The organism is Burkholderia sp. Bp8998 (assembly GCF_003854235.1).
GTDB lineage: Bacteria > Pseudomonadota > Gammaproteobacteria > Burkholderiales > Burkholderiaceae > Burkholderia.
Genome location: NZ_QTQF01000038.1, coordinates 45,082 through 67,318, shown reverse-complemented (window position 1 = coordinate 67,318; position 22,237 = coordinate 45,082). Strand labels below are relative to the sequence as shown.

The window sequence follows — 22,237 nt, the reverse complement described above, 5'->3', positions numbered from 1 at the left end:
ATGGGCGCCGCGTCAGTCGCGCGCCCGATCGAGCTTGGGTGCCAGCATCGACCGCACACCGCGCGCCGCACCCTTCCACATCCGGACATAACCGTCCAGGCCCACCCGCAGCACTTCCTTCAGCCCGCGCAGCGGCGTATCCGAGCGCGCGCTCGCGTGCCAGTCGAGCCACGCGTCCGCGCGGCCGAACGTGCACTGCACGAGCTGGCGCTCCTGCTCGAGCGTCAGCGCCTCGAAACTCACGCCGACGTGGGTCGGCGTCACGCGGCTCACGCGCACCGGGAACGGGAACGGCCGGTCGCCGCGCGTCACGCACACCGTCAGCGTGTCGCCGACCGCGAGCGGCAACCCCGGCACCGCCTCGAGGCCGAGGCCGCCGGTCGAGTAGTCGCTCGTGAAGCACGCGGCCGTCGAACCGTCGGCGAGCAGCAGCGTCGCCGGCACGCGCATCGCGATCCGGTGCGTGACGCGCACCTGCTTGGTCTCGCGCGCGACGGCCATCGCCGCGCCGAGCATCGCGAGGTTGTAGACGGTCCAGCCGAGCGTGATCAGGATCGTCGACGCCTCGTCGCCCTGGTCGGCCACGAGCCGCCACAGCCCGGCCGCGATCGCGAGCACGTTCAGCGCGAACAGCACGAGGTACGGCTTCGACGTCGACCAGTCGACATAGCCTTCGTCGATCTTGCCGCCCTTGTCGGTCACGTTGAACTTGCCGTGCCGCGGGCTGAAGAACGCGACGGTGGTCGGCAGCGCGATGTACCACGCGAGCACCGATTCGTAGACCTCGGCCCAGAACGAATGGCGATAGCGCCCCTGCATCCGCGAGTTCGCGACGTTCGCGAGCACCAGGTACGGGATCACGTAGCTCGCGAGCGCGATCGACGACGCATTGATGAAGTACAGGTGGAAGAACAGGTACGCGAGCGGAATCGTCAGGAACACGAGTCGCGGGATCCCGTAGAAGAAATGCAGCATCGCGTTGCCGTAGCAGATCCGCTGGATGAAGCCGAGCCCGCGCCCGAGGAACGGATTGTCGATGCGGAAGATCTGCGCCATCCCGCGCGCCCAGCGCGTGCGCTGCTTCACGTGGCCCGCGAGGCTCTCGGTCGCGAGGCCGGCCGCCTGCACGGTGGGCAGGTACGCCGACGTGTAGCCGCGGCGATGCAGCTTGAGCGCGGTGTGCGCGTCCTCGGTCACGGTCTCGACCGCGACGCCGCCCACCTCCTCCAGCGCGGTGCGCTTGAGCACCGCGCACGATCCGCAGAAGAACGTCGCGTTCCACAGGTCGTTGCCCGATTGCACGAGCCCGTAGAACAGGTTGCCCTCGTTCGGGATCTCGCGGAACGTGCCAAGGTTGCGCTCGAACGGATCGGGCGAGAAGAAATGGTGCGGCGTCTGCACCAGCGCGCATTTCGGGTCGCGCAGGAACACGCCCATCGTGGTCTGCAGGAACGAGCGCGTCGGCACGTGGTCGCAGTCGAAGATCGCGATGTATTCGCCATGCGTCTTCGGCAGCGCGCGGTTGATGTTGCCGGCCTTCGCGTGGCGGTTGTCGTCGCGCGTCAGGTAGCCGATCCCCGCCTCCCGCGCGAACGCCGCGAACTCGGGGCGCTTGCCGTCGTCGAGCAGGTACACGCGCAGCTTTTCGGTCGGCCAGTCGATGCTCTGCGACGCGAATACGGTCGGCTTCACGACCGACAACGGCTCGTTGTAGGTCGGGATGTAGATGTCGACGCTCGGCCAGCTGTCGGGATCGTCCGGCAGCGGCACGATCGGCCGGTCGAGCGGCCACGCGGTCTGTATGAAGCCGAGCAGCAGGATCATCCACGTATAGGCTTCGGCGCCGTACAGCAGGTAGCCGGAAAACGCCTCGACGGGGCTGCGGAAATCGAGCGTCTGGGTCGTGCGCCACCACACGTAGCGGACGGTGGCGAGCAGCGCGAGCGATGCGAGCGCGAGGGTCGGCAGATGGCCCGGCAGACGGCGCAGCGCGAGCGCCAGCACCGCGACGATCGCGAAGAACGCGAACTGCGCGCCGGGCATCAGCGGCGACATCCCGGCCGCGGCCCACATCAGCGCGCCGCCGACCAGCAGCAGCGGCGCGAGCCAGCGGTGCCGGCCGACCCCGTGCGCGCGCGCGTCGAGCCAGCCGCCCCAGCGCGCCCACGGCAGACGCGCGAGCAGCGCGTCGATGCGTGCACCGAGCGCGCGCACCGCGACGTAGACCGGCACGACGAACGTGTCGAACCACGCGAGCGGGTCGCGCGCGGGCTGCCTGTCGGCCGCGCGCGGTGCGCGCACGATCGCGCGCCACAGCCATTCGCGCGGGCTCAGCGGCTGCAGCACGCCCCACTCTTGCGCGAGCCACAGAAAGGCGACGCGCGCCCGGCGGCGCACGGGGTCGGGCCGGCCGGGCGGCGGCGCATGGAAGAACAGCCGCACGAGCCAGTCGAGCAGCGTGCGCTGGGCCGGCAGCCCGATCCCGCGCGCGCACCAGTCGGCCGCGCGCCGGGCCGCGGCGCGCCAGCGCGGCGCGAACGCGGCCTTCATCGCCGCGCTCCCGTGCGGCCGGCCACGGCCGCCGCGAGCCACATGTCGACCCAGTTCGCGACGCCGTTCAGGTCGTGCGACGCCTGCGAATACGGCGCGTCGTCGAAGATCCAGCTGCCGCGCGCGAGCGATTCCGGCACGGCCGCGTCGACGTGAATCCGCTGCTCGAGCATCGACGCCGGCCCCGCGACGGCGCGCAGCATCGCGAGCGCATCGCGCTGCATGTCGCGTGCCGGGTTCAGCCGGTTCACGACGATCTGCAGGTCGCCGCCGCCGGCGCGCAGCGCGTCGAGGCGCGCGGCGACGGTCGCGCACGCGGCCGGTTCGGGCGGCACGACGACGAGCGTCAGGTCGGCACGGCGAATCGCCTGCTCGGCCTGCGGCGACGGATAGCGGGCGGTGTCGACCAGCACGACGCCGTCGGCCGGCAGCGCGATCTCGTCGAGTGCATGCGACAGCCAGGCCGGATCGGCCGCGAGCCGCGCATCGCAGGCGGCGGCGCCCGCCGCGTCGACCTGCCCGTACGGCACGAACAGCACGCCGTCGGCATTGCGCCACGTATGCGCATGCCACGGTGCGGCGTCATCCGGGTCACCGAGCAGGCTGTGCGCGAGCCCGTGTTCGGCCAGCGTGTCGAGACCGAGCGTCGCGCCCATCAGGTTCTGCGCGTCGAACTCGACCGCGACGACCGACCGGCCGCGGCGCGCGAGCAGCACCGCGAGCGCGGCCGCGAGCGTCGTGCGGCCCGCGCCGCCGGTCGTCGACGTGACGGCGATCGTCTTCATCGCGCGGCCTCGTCGGCGCTGCCGGCATCGGGCAGCAGGCGCCCGCGCAGCGCGACCGGCACGAGTTCGCACGGCACCGCGTCGCGCCGGTGCAGCCCGCGCGGCGCATGAAAACCGCGGCCGAGGCCCAGGTGCTGCACGACGATCCACACCGGCACCGCGATCGCGATGCCGACGATGAATCCGATGACGAGTTCGGCGATCATGCGCTCTCCGGATTGCGCAACGGCATCGCGCTGCGGATGGCGCCGCGCGTGCGCGCGGCGGGAATGACGGGTTCCGGCGACGATGCGTCGACGGGCACGGGCGCCGGCGTCGCACCGATCGCCTCGAGCGCGACGATCGTATCGATCGCGTCGATCGAACCGCTCACTTCGCTCAGTTCGCTCGCTTCGGTCGACGCCGCGCCGCGATCGGCGCGCGCCGGCTGCGTGGCCGCGAACAGGTCGCTATAGTCGGCGATCGGCGCGCGCCGGTTCTCCGTCTTCAGCGCGTCGAGCTCGGTGTCGATGCTGCCTTCCCCGAGACACACGACACGATCGGACAGCGTATCGACCGGCACGTCGAAGATCCGCGCGAGCGCGTCCTCGGCATCGGCCGGCTCGCACGCGAACAGGAACACGTACAGGTGTCCGGCATCGGCCGTCACGACGTCGCCCGCGCGGCGCGGCCGGCAGTGCCGCAGCGCATCGACGTGCGACGCGTCGGGCAGCAGCGCGATCTTCGCGAGCGTATGCGGCAGCGCGAGCACGGCGCCGCGATCGAGCACCGCGCGCGTCTGCAGGCAGAACGCGCCGACCGGCAGGTAGCCGAGCACCGAATCGCCGAGCGCGGCCGCGAGCGCCGCGCGATAGTCGGGCGCGACGGGCCGCGCATAGAGCTGCCCGCGCAGCGCGTGCACGGCGGCCTGCATCCGCGACAGCGGCAGGTCGCGCGCGACGACGCGGTTCGCGCCGACGCTCAGCAGCAGCATCTCGAACTGCTGGCGCAGCACCTCGTCGCGCTCGACGACGGCGATCTTCAGTGCGCCGCCGCACTGCCGGCGCAGCGCGTGAACGGCCGCGCACAGCGACTCGAGCTGGGCGTGCGAGCGGAACGCGAGCACCGCGGTCGCGGCCTGCGCGTGCGCACAGGCCGCGACGACCGCCGCGTTGTCATCGACGATTTCCCAGCCGGCGGGCACGCGGCGCGCGTCGTCGAACACCGCGCGGCTGACGACGACGCGATCCTCGTCGGTCGCGAGCTTCATCCGGCGCGACGGTTCGGCGGCGCCATCGACGACCGCCGCGAGCCGGCCGCCCGGCGCGAAGCGCAGCGGCCGCACTTCGCCGGCCGCGAGCGTGTCGCCCGCCCGCCAGAAATCGACGACCCACAGCAGCTCGCCGTGCGTGCGCTGCAGTTGCGCGACGCCCGAGCACACGCCGTGAAAGCCGCTGCGCGGCGCGCGATTCGCGTCGCGCACGAGCGGCGGATCGTCGGTATCGGGATCGGCGCCGGTGCGCACGATCTCGGGATCGACCAGCAGCACCAGCGCGATCCGGTGCGTGCGGCACCAGTCGGCGAGCGCGTGCGCTTCTTCCGCGAGTGCGGCCGGATCGTTCCAGCTGAACCAGCGTTGCGCGCCTTCGATGAAATACAGCGAGCGCGCGCGAAAGCCGTAGCGCTTCATCGCGCGCAAGCCGCCCGTGAGCCGTGCGAACGGACCGGGCGCCGCACGGCGCGGCGCACCCGGTTCGATCGCGGCGTCGCCGTCGGCCGCCGCGGCCGCCGCGGCCGCCCCGGGCACCGGCGGCATCGCCAGCACGTTGAGATTGCGCGGCCAACCGTCTGGATGCGCGCCACCCGAGAAACCGCGCGCCTGCAGCTGCGCGGCAACGCGCGCCGCGTCGCGCGACAGCACGACCGTCACGTCGCGCGTACGCGCCTGGCGCGCGCTTTCCCACACCAGCGTGTCGCATGCCGGCGTGCCGGCAGCGGCATAGATCGCGTACAGGCCGCCCGCTTCCAGCTGCGTCCACGTATCGGGCAGCCCGTCGATCGCGAGCCGGCTCAGCGGGCCGGCGCGGCCGCCCGCCGGCCCCATGCGCAGCAGCGCACGCAGGCGGCCCAGCAGGCCGGCGGCGCCGAGCGCGGGACGGGTTGCTTCGATTTCCGTATTCACGCGCTTCCCCTAGTAATCCGAATAAAGCCGCACCGGCGTCGGCGTGACGAGCCAGCTGCGCGCCGCGCGTGCGTCGAACGCATAGCGCAAGTACACGAGCGCCGAACTCGGCGCGTAGTCGTGCGACCGGTCGACGTGCAGTTGCGCGCCGATGCTCAGGTGCGGATTCACGCGATACTCGACGATGCCGTTCACGCCGTACGAGAACGACACGCCGCGCGTCGAACTGCCCGCGTAGACGAGCCCGGCCGCCTCCTGCGCGGCGCGCTGGTTCGCGAAGGTCGGGTAGAACAGCGAATCCTTTTCATAGCTGTTCGAGATCCCGGCCGTGACGGTCAGATCCCACGACAGCGCGTCGCGCCGCCCCGTCCACTCGATCGGCACGCCGAGCGACAGGTAGCGCTGCGGGCTGTAGTAACCGCCCTGCCCGTACGTGTAGTAACGCAGGTTCTGCGCGTAGTGCCACGCATTGCCGACGAGCCCCGTGCTCACCTTCATCGTCGCCCGTTCGTACACGGGCACCGTGAAGCCCGAGCGCAACGTGACTTCCGCGTTGCGCTCGACGTTGCGGCCCGACAGCACGCCCGCGCCGAGTTCCGCGAACAGGTTCACGCGGCCGACGTCGACCGCCGCGCGCAGGTTCACGCCATCGCGGCGCACGCCGCCCCATACCGCTCCGGTCCACGGGTCGCGCATCCCCGCATACGACAGCACGCTGCTCGTCTCCGGCCGGCGCGACGCGTTCACGGTGAAGCTCGCCGGGCCCGCGTCGAAGCGGTAGCGCACACCGCCGACCAGGTAATGCACCGGAAAGCCGAGCGGCGACGTGCCGAGATCGACGCGCCACGCGTCCGTGCGATAGCCGGCGCCGAGCGCGACACCCGTCATCGGCTGGTGCAGGTCGCCCTGCGGATGCGCGATCAATGCGGCGGCCGACGGATTCGCCGTGAACGGCGCGGGCAGCCCGATCGGCGTGTTGAGCGCCGCGTAGGTCCCGAACGTCTTCAGCGAATACGCGTTCGGCACGCTCGTATCGAGCGAGCCGGCGTCCAGGTGCACGGTGTCGAGCTGCAGGAACGCGTGCCCGTCGTAGCGCACCGGCACCTGCATGTAGATCGGCACCTGCTGCGCGCGGTACGCGGAAATCCCTTCGTCGCCCGACTTGTACGCCGGCAGCCAGCCGATCTCGATCTCCGGGTCGCGCCGCTGCTCGAGATCCGCGAACGCGACCTGCGCGGGCGTGCGGCCGTCGCGGCCCGGGCTCACGCCGCTCGCGCGTTCCTGCGACAGCGACAGCCGGTACAGCGACGCGGCATCGTCGTAGCGGCCCTGCGCCTCGGCCACGCGCCCGGCTGCGACCGTCACGTCGGCGCGCGCCGGATACGCGGCCTGCAGCGGGTCGATCACCTGCGCGGCTTCGTCCGGGCGGCGCAGCGCGTTCAGCCGGCGCACGACCGACAGCCGCGTATCGACGTCGTCCTCCGGCGTGCGCGCGAGCACGACCTGCACGCGTGCGAGCGCGGCCGCGCGATGGCCGCTGTCCTCGTCGATACGCGCGAGCGCGAGCTGCGTATCGGCATCGTCCGGCGTGCGCGCGACGACCGGCGCGAGCGCGTCGCGTGCGGCGTCGTAATGCCCCTGCGCGCGTTCGAGGTCGGCCAGTTCGAGCGCGTAGCGCGGGTCCGCGCGGCCGGCCGGGCTCGCACGATCGAGCAGCGTGCGGGCGCGCGCATAATCCTGCCGCGCGATCGCGTCGTCCGTCTGCCGCAGCACGAGCCGCAGCGACTGGTCTTCGATGCGTGCGGTCTGTGCCGGCGTCAGCGCCGGTTCACGGCGCAGCGTATCGAGCCACGCGGCGAGCGCGTCGTCGCGCCCCGCGCTGCCGAGCAGGTCGCCGTAGCGCAGCCGCACGTCGGGATCGGCCTCGCGCGGATGCGCGGCGATCCAGTCGCGCAACGGTGCGAGGCCGCGCTCGGGTTCACCCGCGTCGATCCACTGCGCGCCGAGCGCGGCCAGCATGTCGGGATCGTCCGGCGCGCTCGCCTGCGCATGCGCGAGCGATGCGGCGAACGCCGCGCGATCGCCGCGGCCGAGCGCGCCGCGCGCGCCGGCCAGCGCGCTTTCCGCGTCGAGCTTGCGCGCGAGCGCACGCATGCCGTCCGAGCGGTGCGCGTCGTCGACGCCCGCGAGTGCGGCCTGCGCGCCCGCGATGTCGTCGAGCGAGTTGCGATACAACGCGGTCGCATAGCGCATCTCGGGCGTATCGCCTTGCGCGAGCCCGTCATCCATCACCGTGCGGCCGAGTTGCGGCAGCCCCATGTCGCGATACAGCCGCGCGAGCGCGAAACGCGTCCACGGCGCATCGGGCGCCGCGCGCACGGCCGCTTCGTAGCGTTGCGCGGCCGGCCCGCGTTCGCCCTTGTCCGCGAGCGCGCGCGCCTGGCTCGCCAGCAGGTCGGCGCGCAGCCCGTCGAGCGCGCGGCGATCGTCGCGGCCGGTCACGCGGCCCTGCAGTGCGTCAAGCAGCGGGCCGACGCGATCCGCGCGGCCGGTGTTCTCGTACAGCGTCGCCGTGCCGCGCACCGCCGACAGGTTCGGCGAACGCGCGGCGAGCAGTTCACGCAGCAACGGCTCCGCGCGTGTCCAGTCGCGCTGCGCGAGCAGCGCATCGGCAAGCTGCAGCTTCGCGTCCGGGCTATCGGGCTGCATCGCGAGCGCGGCGCGCGCCGCGCGCTCGGCATCCTGCGGCCGCCCGGCCGACGCCGCCGCGCGGCCCTGCGCGAGCAGCCCCCAGAACTGCGCGGTGCGCGCGAGGCTCTGCCATTTGCCGCGCTGGTCGGTCGACAGCGCCGCGGCGCGCGTGAACAGCGCGCGCGCTTCGTCGTGCCGGCCTTCGCGCAGGCGCAACAGGCCGAGCCCGCCGATCGCATCGGCGTCGCCGGCGCGCGCCTGCGCGGCGCGCGCGAGCAACGGACCGGCACCGGCCAGGTCACCGCGCGCGAGCGCCTGCAAGCCGCGCTGCTGCGCGATGTAGTCGGGGTCGCGTTCCAGCCGGCGCTGCGCGTCGCGCTGCCGGTCGAGTGCGGCGACGCGATCACGGAATTCGGTATCGTCCGGCACGAGCGCGAGATACGCATGCAGCGCATCGAGATACGCGGTGTCGTCGCCGGCGGACTGCAGCACGCGCCGCCACACGGCCATCGCTTCCGCGTGGTCGGCGTCAGCCCGCTTCGCGAGCGACCACGCGATCCGGTTCGCTTCCGCACGCGTGTCCTCGCGCTGGTTCAGCAGCCGCGCGAGCGCCAGCGCCGCACTCGCGTCCTGCGGATCGGCCGCGACCGCACGGCGCAGCGCGGCGATCGCCGGTTCACGGCCGCCTGGCGCATTCGCGACGATCTGGTAGTACTCGGCGCCGAGCGCGCCGGATGGCGCGCCGTTCGGAAACAGCGCGACGATCCGCCGGGCCGCCTCGTCGGCGCGGCCGCTGCGCGCGAGCAGGCGGATCTGCGCCATCTCGCCGCGGCCGCTCGTCGCGACGCGGTATTCGTCGGCCGCGCGCCGCGTGTCGGGCGCCGCGCTCGCGCTTGCCTGCAGGCGCGCCAGCGCGGCCTGCGCGCCTTGCGCGTCGCCGAGCCGCAGCAGCACGCGCATCTGTTCCTTGAGCAATTCAGGATCGTTCGGCGCGATCAGGAGCCCCTTGCGCAGTGCGTCGCGCGCGAGGTCGTCGCGATGCTTGGCGCCCCACATGCGGGCGGTCGCGAGCTGGCGCCGCGCGTCGGAGAGTTCGGCCGCGGCCGGCGTCGAAGCCGATACGGCCTTCGGCACGGCGGGTTTCGGCGGCGTGACGACAGCGGCAGCGGCCGCGGCCGGCGCCGCCGCACAGACCGATGACGCGAGCCACGCGAACCCGGCGACGCGCGGTGCGGTGCGCTTCATCGGGCCGCGCATCGACGGTCCTCCCAGCGCGCGTCGAGCGAGCCGTCCGCGCCGAACCGGTAGCGGCCGTCGCGCCAGCCGAGGCCGAACAGCGTCAGCACGCTCGTGTAGTAGCCGGGCGCCGACTGGCGCGCGAGCGCGTCGACGCGGGCCGCCTGCGCATCGGCGAGCGCATGCTGGCCACGCGCGTCGAGGAACGGCACGGCCGCCGCGGAGAAGCCGGCGTTGCCGTCGTTCGGCCCCGCGACGCCGGTCGTCGTGTCGACCTTCTCCGGCGGCGCGCCATGCGCGGCGATATGATCGGCAAACGGCGCAAAGCGCGCGAGCAGCGGCGCGGCGAGCGGATCGGCGCGATCGAGCATGCCGGCCCACAGGTACACGCGGATCGCGTTGTACGCGCTTTCCGCGCGGGTCTGCGGATCGGGCCCGAAACCGGCACCGGCACCGGCGCGATACAGTGCCCAGTCCGGCGAGAAGCCCTTCGGCGCGGTGTCGAGCAGCACGCGGCCGGTGCTGACCGCGAGCGCGGCCCAGCGACGATCGTCGGGCAGGCGCGCGGCGAGCCCGCGGATCACTTGCGGCGGCGAATAGCTCGGGTTCACGCGCCATTGACCATTGGCCAGCTTGAATCCGATCGGTCCGGGCAGCAGCGTGAGGCCGAGGCCCGGCACGCTGGCCGTCTCGTCGTCGAGCACGCGCTTCGCGAGCAGCGCGCCGCGCGCGGTATAGCTGCGCTCGCGCCACAGCCGTCCGGCTTCGACGAGCGTGTAGGCGATCCACAGGTCGGCATCCGACGCCGCGTTCGCGTCGAGCACCCGCCACGTGCCGTCCGGCGCGCGGCCCCACAGCCACGCCGGCAGACGGGCGCTCAGGTCGCCCTGCGCGAGGTTGTTCTCGGTCCATGCGAGGATCGTGTCGAACGTGCGCCGGTCGTTCGCGACGAGCGCGAAGAACAGTCCATACGCCTGCCCCTCCGATACCGTGCGCGAATCCGTCGAGCCGACATCGATCACCCGGCCATCGGCCGACACGAAATCGCGCTTGAACGCGTCCCAGCGCGGCCATGCCGCGCCGCACTGCCCGTCGGCCGCGCCGCTTTGCGCCGCCTGCGCGTGCCCGGCGGTTCCGGCCGCCGCGCACGCCGCCGCAACGGCCAGCACGAGCGCCGTGCCGACCCGCCGCGCCGGCCGCGCGGCCCGTCGCCTTGCGAATGCCCACGCCATCCGTTACATCCCCCGGCGGCGCGCGGCGATTCTCTGCAGCACGCTGAACACGCCGAGCGCGAGCAACAGCCCCGCGACGACGCCGACCACGCCGAGCACCACCGGATGTCGCGCCGCGTGCGTCCAGACACGCGCATACCATGGCACGAAACCGACCACGTAAGGTTCGCCGACGCGCAGGCTGTCGACCTGCCCCGGCCGTACCAGCGCGAGGTCGCCCTGCAGTTGCGACACGAGGCCCGGCTTCTCGAATACGTCGAGCAGGTCGGGCAGACGCGCCTGGTCGGTCGCCGTCAGCGCCACGACGCTGCGGCCATGGCTGCCCGGCAGCTCGAACCCGGCGAGCGCGGCGAGCGAGCCCGTCTGTTCGATATGCGCGCCGCCGTCGGCCATGCCGACGCCGTTGCGCCAGCGCTCCTTCACCGAGAACGCGACACGCGTCGCGCCCGTGCCGGCCTGCTCGTCGATCGACAGCGGCAACGCCGCGCGCCAGTGCGACAGCAGCGGCGACGCGGGCGAGCCGTCGATCACGAGCAGATCCTTGCGGCCCGCCAGCGCGGCGACGTCGCCGGGCCGCGCGACCTGCACGCGCAGCGCCGGGAAGCCGGTCCACTGCCCCATGTGGCCGAGCATCGTCAGGTAGGCTTCGAGCTCCTGCGGCGACGGCCGGTCCGGGATGACGACCGCCGTCTGCGACAGGTCGGCGAAGCGCGTGAACGGGAAGCCGCTGTTCGCGAAGAACGCGAGGTTCGGCAATTGCGCGTAGTGGACGAAGTGCGAGAAGTCGATCGTCGAATCGGGATCGATCGCCGCGCGCTGCGGCTCGGTCGCGGTGCTCGAGCAGAGCCCCGTCTTCTGCGAATCGAGCGTGAAGCGGAACTGCAGCTGGTTGCCGCTGCCGACACGGAACGCAGGAATGTCGACATCGCTCGTCACGCGCCCTTCCGGCACCGAAAGCAGCGGCAGTTGCATCCGCCCGCGCGCGTCTTCCGCATGGGCCGGCCCGAGGCGGTACGACTTCACGAGCTGTTCGTTGATCTCGACGGCGAGCGTCGAGTTGTCCTGTACGGTCGGCGCCGTGTAACGGTAGCGCAGCGTGATCGGTACGCCCGAGCCGTTCCACGAATGGAGATCGGCCGGCACGCGCAGGTTCAGCCGGATCGCATCCGGCGAGGTGCCGCGCACTTCGAGTTCGCGCGGATCCGACACCAGTTCGCGGAACGCGATCGGCCGGTTCACCGGCAACCAGCGCGGTGCGTCGTACGGCTTGCGCGGCGCGCCGAGATCGACGTGCGCGACCGTCGCCGCCGGGCCCGACAGCGCCGCGCGACCCAGCACGAGCGCCGCGACCGCATCGTCGACCTCGGCCGCGGTGCGGCCCGTCACGACCAGCAGCTTGCGGCCGGGCGCGGCCGGGTTGTCGGCGACGGCGAGCAGCGGGCCGCCGACCGGCGGCAGCGCGAGACCGGCCGGCAAGGTCGCGGCCGTGCCGACCACCACCGCCTGGTCGTCGGCCGGCAGCGTCGCCGCGACCGGGAAACGCGCCTGCCGGTAGTCGGCCTGCGCGCCGAACCAGGACGCGAGCACGCCGGCGCTGCGCAGCGTCGCCGAGTCCGGCGACGCCGGCAGCACGAACGGCAGCCGCAGGAGCCCGTTGTCGCGCCGGTCGAAGAACGGCGCGGGCAGCAGCGCGAGATCGTTCGGCAGGCGCACCGGCGATTCGTCGAGGATCAGCTCGCTGGTCGGACTCACGTCGGCCCACAGCGCCGAGCTCGACGGATCCTCGCAGTGATCGAGCGAGTAGTGCGCGATCAGGCGCAGGCCGATCTGATTGAAATCGGAGAAGTAGCGCGGATCGATCGGGATGTCCTGCGTGACGGTGCGGCCCGCGCGCGTCGCGTCGAACGGGACGGTCGCGACCACCTCGCCGTTCACGGAGACCTTCAGGTGCGACATCGGGAACACGAGCGACGGCGAATACGCGTAGGTCAGGCGCAGCCGCGCGCCGGTGACCACGCGGTCGAGCCGCACGCCCGCATGGATCGTGCGCGCATCGTCGGCACCGCGCAGGTGCACCGGATCGAACGCGCCGAGCGACGCGAACGGCAGGCGCACGATCATTGCCGGCAGGCCGGCGGACGCCGCGCTGGCGGCGGTCGGCGCGGCCGCGAGCGGCGGCCCGGCCGCGCCGCCGGCAAGCGCCGGCGTGGCCGGGCTGTCGGCAGACGCCGAAGCAAGCGCCGAACCAGGCGCCGAAGCGACCGGCATCGGTGCGGCCGACAGCGCGGCCGCATGGAACGCGCCGAACGTGGCAAGCGACAGGACGAACAACGACGCGGCCGGCTTCATGCGCGGCCCTGCATCGTCGTGGTCGTCCGGTGATCAAGCGCGCCGCAACCGGCGCGCACAAAGCAGTTATGCCCGTGAGTGCACATCCCCACTGCTTCCCCTCAAAATCTGGCCTGAATGCATTTATCGAAACGAAACGACGCGGCGCGCTCTTCTGCTGCCGGCCCGTCAGACTGTGCGCGCGCCTGGCACCGGCGCTCGCACATTCGTCACACTATCTCAAAATAAGGACGAAATTCACCCTGATTCGTGCTGACGAAGCGAAAAACCACTCGATACGGTCGGAAATACTGCGCGCGGCGATTGAATGGCAAGAATTGCACGGTTGCTGCCGGCCGGGCCGACCGGCATACTGCCGGCGCTGCCGGACCGGCGAGCCATCGCGCCGCCGAATCGGCCGGATGCCGGATGCCGGATGCGACCCCTTGCGGGCCGCCCGGAACGCGCTGCCGCGTGAGCGGCGCGTATGCTACCTCAAGCCCGCGACGCGTGCCGGGCTTTTTTCACGGAAAACTGACTTGGATCAAATCGTCGACACCGCCACGCCGCCCCCGGACACGCTGCTGCGCATCATCGCCGCGCAGACCGAAATCGCGAAACTCGGCCTCGATCTCGGCGGCGTGATGGCTTACGTGACCGAGCAGGTGCCGCAGCTCACGGGCGCGAGCGGTGCGGCGGTCGAATTCGCCGAAGGCGACGACATGGTGTACCGCGCCGCGTCGGGCTCCGCCGCCGGGATGCTCGGGCTGCGGCTGCGCCGCTCGGGCAGCCTGTCGGGCCTGTGCGTGACGCGCGGCGAATTGCTGCACTGCATCGATTCGGAAACCGACCCGCGCGTCGATCGCGATGCATGCCGCCGCGTCGGACTGCGCTCGATGCTGGTGATGCCGCTCACCCATGCGGAGACGACGGTCGGCGTGCTGAAGGTGATGTCGCCGGACGTCGACGGTTTCTCGGCCGCCGATGCGGGCACGCTGCGGCTCACGGCCGACCTGATCGCCGCCGCGATGTTCCACGCGGCGCGCAACGAGGCGAACGCGCTTTACCTGCGCGCCACGCACGACGCGCTCACCGGCCTGCCGAACCGCGCGCTGTTCTACGACCGCCTGCGCCAGTCGATGCATACGGCGCTGCGCGCGAACGGCCGGCTCGGCATCCTCAACATCGACATGGACGGGCTCAAGCCGATCAACGACGGCTATGGCCACCGAGCTGGCGATGCCGCACTGCGCGAGATCGCCACGCGGATGCTCGGCGCCGTGCGGCGCTCGGATACGGTCGCACGGGTGGGCGGCGACGAGTTCGCGGTGATCCTGCCGAACGTCGGCGGCCGCGACGACGTCGACGCGCAACGCGCACGGCTCGCCCGGCAGGTCGGCGAACCGTTCGAATTCGAGGGGCATCCGCTACGGCTCGGCGTCAGTGTCGGCATCGCGATGCTGCCCGACGACGGTACCGACATGAACGCGCTGATCGAGCACGCGGACCAGGCGATGTACGAGGTGAAGCGCACGCGGACGCAGCGGGTGGCGCACGCTTGACGTATAACGCGGGATGCGCGGCGCATTTGCGCCGTCCCGCGCCGCGGCCGCCCGAGCCGAAGAGCCAAGCACGCACGGCTGATATGACTCCCGCTGTCAATTGGGATCGGTTTTCAGTTCTCTCCGAGAGGTTCCATTCGAATTTCCTGAGGGCGGCGTAGCAGTACATCTCGACGGTGGATCTCGATACGCACTGCGTACCACAACGCGGCAATCTCCGACCCGGTACTGATCGCGGCCAGCGGCACGCGCGCGATCGTCCCCGGCGCGCGCGACACGCAGTCGAGCGCCACGAGCGCGACCAGTGCCGCACCGGCTGCATAGCGGCGCGCAAGCGCGCGGCCGGCAGCGGACGGCGAACGGATGGCACCCGGCAGCCGCCCCGCGTCGTCACGCAACGGAAACAGGAACAGCGCCAGACAGCCGACGGCCGCACCGGTCGGCACGTCGATCGCGTGATGCTGGTAGGTCGTCAGCACCGACACGCCGATCGCCGCGAACCACAGATGCAGCACGATGCGCGCCGCCGTGCCGCGCAGATGCTTCGCATAGACGGCCCACAGCACGACGAGCAGGCCGATGTGCAGCGACGGCGCCTGGTTGAACGGCTTGTCGAACCCCATCAGCAGCGTGAACAGCGCGCCGGCCACGCCGCCCGCATCGGGCCGCTCGAAGCCGAAGCGCAGCGGCCGCGCGATGAAGCACGCGACCGACACCAGCTGCACGGTCAACAGCCGCTTCACGTGATCGAGCAGATCGTCGCGGCGGGTCCAGAAGAAGAACGACAGCGCATACAGCAGGTCGATCGACCAGTACGGCACGATGGTCCACGGCACGAACGGAATCGCGTGTTCCCAGCCGAACGCGAAGGTCGGCACCACGGCGCGGCGCGCGGCGAGCCAGTTCGCGAAGCCGTAGGTGGAGAAGAACACCGCGCCCATCGCCGCGAGCCAGCCGACGCGCAGCGCCAACGACGCGTCGCGCGCGCCGGCCGCCGGCTCGGCCAGACTGCCGCCCGCGCCGCCGCCGAGCGCGCTCATGACGCGTCGACCCGCTGCGCGAGGCTGACCGTGAAGATGCCCATCTCGTCGATCCGCTGGTCGAGCTTGCGAAAGCCCGCGCGTGCGACGAGCTCGTCCATCTCGGCCTGCGAGCGACGGCGCATCACCCAGGTCGCGTCGCCGCGATGATTGTTCAGCGCACGCGCGATGAATTCGAGCTGCGGATGCCACGGCTGCCCGGTATAGACGAGATAGCCGCCGGGCGGCACCGCCTGCGCGAGCCCGCGCAGCGATCGCTCGATCAGCGCGTTCTCGCCGAACAGCTCATACAGCCCCGACACGATCGCCAGCGTCGGGCGCGGCTCGAGCGTCGCGAGCGACGCCTCGTCGAACGCGTCGCCGCGCTCGAAGCGCGCGATCGGCTCGAGGCCGCGCTGTGCGATCAGCACGCGCCCGGCCTCGACGTTCGGCGGGCTGTAGTCGCGCAGCGTGATGTCGTCCGGCGCCGCGCCGTCGCGTTCGGCGGCCGTCGCGATCGCGTCGAGCACGTAGCGTCCGTGCCCGGCCGCGATGTCGACGATCCGCACCGGCTCGCCGTGGCCGCGCAGCCGTCCGATCGCCGCGCCGATCAGTTCCTGCAGATGCACCTTGCGCTGACGGATGCCGACCCAGCCCGGCGAATCGAGATAGGTGCGGTCGATCAGCGCGCCGACGCCGAGCCGGCCCTGCGCGTGGTTGCGGTACACGTAGTCGAGCGTCGAGCCCGAATCGAAGCCGAGCCGCAGCCCGAGCGCGATGCCGTCCGACAGCGCGCCGCCGGCCTTCAGCCCCGCGCGCGTGATCGCCCAGTAAGCACGCGCGAACGGATTCGCGGGCGGCCGGCCAAGCGCCGCGTATTCGTCGTGGAACGCGCCGCGCCGGTCGGCGTCGGCAAGCGAAACGCGCGGGCTCGGCGTATCGAACTCGCGCAGCACGAACGCGCGCAGCGGCGCGAGCGCCTGCGCGCGGTCGCGCTCGCCGAGCGTGTCGTGATAGAAGCCGGGCAGCACGACGCGCGCCTTGCGCGCGGCGCCGAGCCGCTCGAAAAAGCGGTCCTGCGGGCCGCGATGCACGACCCAGTCGGCGCCCGAGATCAGCAGTTGCGTCGGCACGGTGATCGCCGCCGCGTCGGCGACGATCCGCTGCGCCGTGTCGTGCAGGTCGAGCAGCATGTTGACGGCGATCGGCCGCGTGATCAGCGGATCGGCCGCATAGCTCGCGATCCGTTCGGGATCGTGCGTGAGGAATTTCGGCTTCACGTAACTGTTCACGTAGAACACCCCGCGCAGCTTGTGCATCAGCCGCAGCCCCGGCCGCGCGAACGGCACGTAGAGCTTGATATGGAATGCCGGCGACGCGACCACGAGGCAGCGGATCGGCGGCGCGTAATCGTGTACCCAGGTGGCCGCGAGCACCGCGCCGACGCTCTGCCCGATCACGGCGATGTTTTCGATCGCGATGCCGTGCGTGTCGCGAATATGCTCGACGAAGGTCTGCAGGTCGCGCACCGACGCGGCCGCGCTCGGGCTGTAGCCGCGCGCGCCGGGCGAGCGGCCGTGGCCGCGCGCATCCCACGCGAAGAACGCGAAGTCCGGCAGGTCGAGCTCGTCGACGAGGTGCGCGACGCGCGCCGAATGTTCGTGGCCGCGATGCAGCAGCACGATCGCGCCGCGGCAGCGCGGGCCCGTCGCGGGCCAGTGACGATAGAACAGCGTTTCGCCGTCGTGCGTGATGAAGTCGGCCTCGCGGGCCGTGCGTGTGGTCATGCGTTTCTCTCGTTTCGTTATTCGAATCATGCGGCGCCGCCCTCCGGCGCCGGTCCTGCTACCGCGGTCAGCCGCCGTCAGCCGCCCGCTTCGGCGACGCCGGCCTGCACGCGCCGCACCACCGTCACGATCGACAGCACGATCAGCACGCGCCACAGCCACGCGGCGACGCTGCCGACCGGCAGGCCGAAGCCGATCCACAGCGCGAACGCGCCGAGCGCGAGCGCGCGGTCGCTCTTGCCGAACGGGCCGTCGTAGCGGCGCGTCGCGCCGGCGAGCGGGCCGATCAGCCCCGCGCATTCGACGATGACCGCCGCCAGCGCGAACAGCCAGACGTCTGCCGGCGCGAACGCGGGAATCGCGAGGAACGGCAGCACGAGCGCGACATCGGACACGATGTCGCCGAGCTCGTTCAGGTACGCGCCGAGCGTGCTCTTCTGCCCGTGCTCGCGCGCGAGCATGCCGTCGATCGCGTTGAGCGCCATCCGCACGAACAGCCAGATCGGGATCAGCAGGAACAGCACGCGGGCGAACACGCCGAGCCCCGCGAGCGCGCCGACGACGATCGAGCCGCCGGCCGCGAACAGCGTGACCTGGTTGGCGGTGACGCCGCGTTCGGCGAGCGAATCCGCGAACGGACGCAGACGGTTCTGGAATTTCGGTTTGAGTGCGTAAAGGCTCATCGTTTTATTCATTCGGCACGTTCGGACACGTTTCCAGCCGCCATGCCCCGGGCGGCGCAACCACCCGAGGCGGCTGACAGGTGGTCGTCATCGTCGCCGAGCGGCCCCGATGCGTCAAGCCGCGGCCCGCTTCGCACCGCGCCGCGCAATCTGGCGTTTTTGATGGAAACTCGCGATAATCCGCTGGCCCGTGAACGCAGCAATTCATTCGAACTGTGACCGGGCGCTCGTGCAACAGCCGATTATCACGCCGCCGACCGGCGCTTTTGCCGCGACGCAACGTCCGCGGCGAGTCGTCCGATCATCGCGGCCCTGCGACAGGCAGCCACGAATTTGAAAAAACTTGAACAATGGCCGTCCGGCGCGCATCCTGCCGCGCCGGCATTCCGGGATTCCGCCCGCCGCGCATGCGCGGCCGCGCGGGCATGCAGGCAGGAGGCGCGGCGCCGATGAACATCCTGAACGTCTGGCAGCGCGATTTCCTGCTGTCGATCGTGCGGCTCGTCGCCGGCGCGTATCCGGTCTGGCATCAGGCGCCACCTTCCCCGACGCAGAAGATCTACTTCTCGAACCACACGAGCCACATCGACACGCTCGCGATCCTCGCCGCGCTGCCGCGCGACGTGCGCGCGGTCGTGCGGCCCGTCGCCGCGCGCGACTACTGGGACAGCGGCGACCTGAAGCGCCACATCGCGCAGAAGCTGCTGAACGTCGTGCTGATCGACCGTCACCGCGAATCTGGCGGCGATCCTCGGGGCGGCCACCCGCTCGATCCGGTGCGCGACGCGCTGCGGCAAGGCCACTCGATCATCATCTTCCCGGAAGGCACGCGCGGCGCCGACGTGTTGCCGCAGCCGTTCAAGAGCGGGCTGTTCCATCTCGCGACCGAGTTTCCGGACGTCGCGCTCGCGCCGGTCTATCTCGAGAACCTGCAGCGCATCATGCCGAAGGGCGCGATCTGGCCCGTGCCGCTGATCTGCAAGGTGCATTTCGGCGCGAACGACGCGCTCGGCGCCGGCGAAGACAAGCCGACCTTCCTCGCCCGCATGCGCGACGCGATCGTCGCGCTCGCGCCGCCGCAGCGGCCGGCCGGCTGAACGCGGCGCCCTCCTCTCCCTTTTCCGGACCTCTTCATGCGAACTCTCTTCTGGGAACTGGTCGCGGGCGTCACCGGCGTGCTGGTGCTCGCGACCGTGATCGGCGCGATCCTCGGCGCGCGCAGCGGCGGCACCAGCGCGACCATCGTCAACCTGAACCAGCGCATCCGCGCGTGGTGGGCGATGATCGCGATCATGGTCATCGCGATCAGCCTCGGCAACAACATCACGTATCTCGTGTTCGCGCTGCTGTCGTACCTGACGCTACGCGAATTCATCACGCTCACGCCGACGACCGCGAGCGACCATACGACGCTCTTCATCGCGTTCTTCGTCGCGATTCCCGTGCAGTACCTGCTGCTCGGGATCAACTGGTACGGGATGTACTCGATCTTCGTGCCGGTGCACCTGTTCTTCGCGATGTCGCTGGTGTCGGCGCTCACGCAGGACACGCGCGAATTCCTGAGCCGCAACGCGAAGATCAACTGGGCGCTGATGGTGTGCGTGTACGGGCTGAGCCACGCGCCGGCCGTGCTGATTCTCGACATTCCGCACTACGTCGGGCAGAACGCGCTGCTGCTGTTCTTCTTCCTGTTCGTCGTGCAGATCAGCGACGTGCTGCAGTACGTGGTCGGCAAATTGTTCGGACGGCGCAAGATCGCGCCGCAGCTGTCGCCGTCGAAGACGGTCGAAGGCTTCATCGGCGGCGGCCTGCTCGCGACGCTGTGCGGCGCGTCGCTGTATCGCGTGACGCCGTTCAGCTTCGGCGCGGCGTTCGGTATCTCGCTCGCGATCGTGATCGCGGGCTTCGTCGGCGGCCTCGTGCTGTCGGCCGTGAAGCGCTCGCTCGGCACCAAGGACTGGGGCTCGATGATCGCGGGCCACGGCGGGATGCTCGATCGCGTCGACTCGATCTGCTTCGCGGCGCCGGTGTTCTTCCACCTCGTGCGCTACCTGTACGTGTGATGATCGGGCGGCGCGACGCCGCCCGGTGCCGTGCCCGGGCCGCTCAATACCCGTCGCGCACGCCGTTCGCCCCTCGCCGTTTCCGCTTCATCACGGCCCCGGCGCGAGCCGCATCACGCCGGCGCCGTATCGGCCGCTTGCGGACGCGCAAGCTTGAATTCGCCGACCGTTTGCGCGAGCTGCGCCGCCTGCTCGCGCAACAGCGCCGCGGCCGCGGCGGACTCCTCGACGAGCGCCGCGTTCTGCTGCGTCGAGTGATCGAGCTGCGACACCGCCTGGTTCACCTGCGCGAGGCCGGTGCTCTGCTCGTTCGCGGCCACCGTCATTTCCGCGATCACGCTCGTGATGCCGCGCACCCCCTCGACGATCTCGTCCATCGTTGCGCCCGCCGTGTGCACGAGCCCCGACCCGCCCTCGATCTTGTCGACGGACGCCTGGATCAGCTGCTTGATTTCCTTGGCGGCCTGCGCGCTGCGCTGCGCGAGTGTGCGCACCTCGCCCGCGACGACCGCGAAGCCGCGCCCGTGCTCGTTCGCGCGCGCCGCCTCGACGGCCGCGTTCAACGCGAGGATGTTGGTCTGGAACGCGATGCCGTCGATCACGCCGATGATGTTCGAGATTTCGTTCGAGGCCGCCGTGATCTCGCCCATCGTCGCGACCACCTGGCTCACCACCTCGCCGCCGCGCATCGCGACGCCCGACGCCGATTCCGCGAGCCGGTTCACCTGCGTCGCCGCATCGGCCGAGTTGCGCGCCGTGCCGGCGATCTCCTCGAGCGCTGCCGCGGTTTCCTGCAGGCTCGACGCCGCATGCTCGGTACGGCTCGACAGGTCCTGATTGCCCTGCGCGATCTCCGCGCTCGCCACGCTGACGGATTCGCTGAACCCGCGGATCTGCAGCAGGATCGCCGAGATCTTTTCCGCAAACAGGTTGAACGCACGCGCGATCTGCGCAGCCTCGTCGTTGCCGTCCGCCCGCAACCGCTTCGTCAGGTCGCCGCTCCCGCTCGCGACGTCGGTCAGCGCATCGCGCACCAACAGCACGCGCTTGAAAGCCGCGTTCGTCAGCGCGCCGACGAGCGCGGCCGCGATACAGGCCACGATGACGATCGCCACGAGCGTCGTCGTCGCGACGGCCCGCATGCCGGCCGTCACGTCCGACCGGTCGAGCGCCATCACGAGCGACCAGTCCGTACCGGCGATCGGCTGCGCGCGGAGCAACTTGGTCACGCCGTCCACCGCGATCGCCACCGGCTCGGTCGCGCCCTGCAGGCCGGCGAGACGGTCGGGCGTCAGTTCCGGTGACAGCTGCGTGGCCGGTTTCATGATCAGGTCCGTCTTCGCGCCCGCGATCAGGCGCCCGCCGCGGTCGACGAGAAACGCGAAACTCGCGGGCGTCGGGTGCATCGACGCGACGATCGCGCTCGCGCGTTCCATATAGAGACTCGCCGCCAGCACGCCCTTCAGCGCGCCGCCGCGCATGATCGGCACCGCGAATGCAAAAGCCGGCTTCCCGGTCGACGCGTCCTGGTACAGCGCGGTGACGACGAGCCGGCCGGCCTCGACCGCCTGCTTGTACCACGGGCGCGCGGTCGGATCGTAACCGGACGCGAGCGGGATGTTCGAGAACGCCGTGTGGTCCGGCAGGCCGAGCGTCAGCACCTGGAACCCGCCCGACTTGCCGAGCAGCGTCAGTGCCGGCAGCGGATCGGCTTCGCCGATCGGCAGCGTATCTGCGAGCGCCTGGGTCTGCTGGGCGCGGCTCGCCACCCACTCGTCGAGCGCCAGCGCGTGGCCGGCCAGGACCGAACGCAGGTTCTGGTCGATGGTTTCGTCGTTGTGTCCCTTGACGACCGCGTACACGAGGCCACCGGTGACGGCGAGTGCCGTGACGACGATGGCGACGCAGGTCGCCACGATCCGGGCGCGAATTGATGACAGCATGATGACGGCGATCTCCGGTTGCGCGTTGTTATCGAACAGTCAAATGAGTACGCAACCGAATTAACGACCGGTCGTGATGCAACTTGAGGTTCGACTGGTCAGACCATTCAAAAAAATGGAATGCCTGGTCGCGGCCGCGCGGATCAATGCCCCGAAGGACTAACGCGCCGGGCGGGATGGAAGCCCGCCGGATTCGG

At 71.2% G+C, this 22,237-nt stretch carries 13 protein-coding genes and 1 pseudogene; 3 read left to right on the top strand and 11 right to left on the bottom strand.

What is annotated here, in order from left to right; translation table 11 throughout:
• Positions 1 to 12 precede the first annotated feature (12 nt).
• From bcsA to bcsB, 7 genes are read right to left on the bottom strand one after another with little or no spacing between them, the layout of a single operon-like run.
• Complete coding sequence (gene bcsA, locus DIE06_RS29730) at positions 13 to 2,550, bottom strand: UDP-forming cellulose synthase catalytic subunit (protein ID WP_124664468.1); 2,538 nt, start codon at positions 2,548 to 2,550, stop codon at positions 13 to 15.
• Positions 2,547 to 3,335 carry a cellulose biosynthesis protein BcsQ gene (gene bcsQ, locus DIE06_RS29725; RefSeq protein ID WP_124664467.1) on the bottom strand — a complete coding sequence of 263 codons (789 nt, stop codon included), beginning with the start codon at positions 3,333 to 3,335 and terminating at the stop codon, positions 2,547 to 2,549. Before bcsQ ends, bcsA begins: the two co-directional genes overlap by 4 nt.
• Positions 3,332 to 3,541 carry a hypothetical protein gene (locus DIE06_RS29720; protein ID WP_124664466.1) on the bottom strand — a complete coding sequence of 70 codons (210 nt, stop codon included), beginning with the start codon at positions 3,539 to 3,541 and terminating at the stop codon, positions 3,332 to 3,334. The genes bcsQ and DIE06_RS29720 overlap by 4 nt, the downstream gene beginning before the upstream one ends.
• On the bottom strand, positions 3,538 to 5,496 hold the full coding sequence (gene bcsE, locus DIE06_RS29715; protein ID WP_124664465.1) for a cellulose biosynthesis protein BcsE: 1,959 nt from the start codon (positions 5,494 to 5,496) through the stop codon (positions 3,538 to 3,540). Before bcsE ends, DIE06_RS29720 begins: the two co-directional genes overlap by 4 nt.
• Before the next feature lie 9 nt (positions 5,497 to 5,505).
• Positions 5,506 to 9,444, bottom strand: a complete 3,939-nt coding sequence (locus tag DIE06_RS29710; RefSeq protein ID WP_124664464.1) for a cellulose synthase subunit BcsC-related outer membrane protein — start codon at positions 9,442 to 9,444, stop codon at positions 5,506 to 5,508.
• On the bottom strand, positions 9,429 to 10,655 hold the full coding sequence (gene bcsZ / locus DIE06_RS29705; RefSeq protein ID WP_124664463.1) for a cellulose synthase complex periplasmic endoglucanase BcsZ: 1,227 nt from the start codon (positions 10,653 to 10,655) through the stop codon (positions 9,429 to 9,431). The genes DIE06_RS29710 and bcsZ overlap by 16 nt, the downstream gene beginning before the upstream one ends.
• A 3-nt stretch (positions 10,656 to 10,658) precedes the next feature.
• A complete protein-coding gene (gene bcsB / locus DIE06_RS29700) occupies positions 10,659 to 13,004 on the bottom strand; it encodes a cellulose biosynthesis cyclic di-GMP-binding regulatory protein BcsB (protein ID WP_124664462.1) in 2,346 nt (781 codons plus the stop codon).
• 74 nt (positions 13,005 to 13,078) lie between these two features.
• Between bcsB and DIE06_RS29695 the strand changes: the two genes are divergently transcribed.
• Positions 13,079 to 14,545, top strand: a complete 1,467-nt coding sequence (locus DIE06_RS29695) for a sensor domain-containing diguanylate cyclase (RefSeq protein ID WP_260433809.1) — start codon at positions 13,079 to 13,081, stop codon at positions 14,543 to 14,545.
• Between the two features lie 260 nt (positions 14,546 to 14,805).
• Here the strand turns inward: DIE06_RS29695 and DIE06_RS29690 are convergent.
• The 3 genes and pseudogenes from DIE06_RS29690 to DIE06_RS29680 form a co-directional block, all read right to left on the bottom strand.
• Positions 14,806 to 15,585 (bottom strand): annotated as a pseudogene (locus DIE06_RS29690) (phosphatase PAP2 family protein); the annotation flags it as partial.
• Positions 15,582 to 17,351 (bottom strand): bifunctional alpha/beta hydrolase/class I SAM-dependent methyltransferase, encoded by a 1,770-nt coding sequence (locus DIE06_RS29685; RefSeq protein ID WP_124664461.1) that lies wholly within the window; start codon positions 17,349 to 17,351, stop codon positions 15,582 to 15,584. The pseudogene DIE06_RS29690 and the gene DIE06_RS29685, both read right to left, overlap by 4 nt.
• A 77-nt stretch (positions 17,352 to 17,428) precedes the next feature.
• Complete coding sequence (locus tag DIE06_RS29680; protein WP_124664460.1) at positions 17,429 to 18,034, bottom strand: CDP-alcohol phosphatidyltransferase family protein; 606 nt, start codon at positions 18,032 to 18,034, stop codon at positions 17,429 to 17,431.
• Between the two features lie 449 nt (positions 18,035 to 18,483).
• On the opposite strand from DIE06_RS29680, the gene DIE06_RS29670 reads away from it, so the two are divergent.
• Together DIE06_RS29670 and DIE06_RS29665 are read left to right on the top strand one after the other, a co-directional pair.
• The gene (locus tag DIE06_RS29670; protein ID WP_124664459.1) at positions 18,484 to 19,131 is read left to right on the top strand and encodes a lysophospholipid acyltransferase family protein; all 648 of its coding nucleotides are present in this window, start codon (positions 18,484 to 18,486) and stop codon (positions 19,129 to 19,131) included.
• A gap of 36 nt (positions 19,132 to 19,167) precedes the next feature.
• Entirely contained in the window at positions 19,168 to 20,097 is a 930-nt protein-coding gene (locus DIE06_RS29665) for a phosphatidate cytidylyltransferase (protein ID WP_124664458.1), read from the top strand.
• A gap of 113 nt (positions 20,098 to 20,210) precedes the next feature.
• On the opposite strand, the gene DIE06_RS29660 is transcribed toward DIE06_RS29665, so the two are convergent.
• On the bottom strand, positions 20,211 to 22,040 hold the full coding sequence (locus tag DIE06_RS29660; protein ID WP_124664457.1) for a methyl-accepting chemotaxis protein: 1,830 nt from the start codon (positions 22,038 to 22,040) through the stop codon (positions 20,211 to 20,213).
• Positions 22,041 to 22,237: the final 197 nt, after the last annotated feature.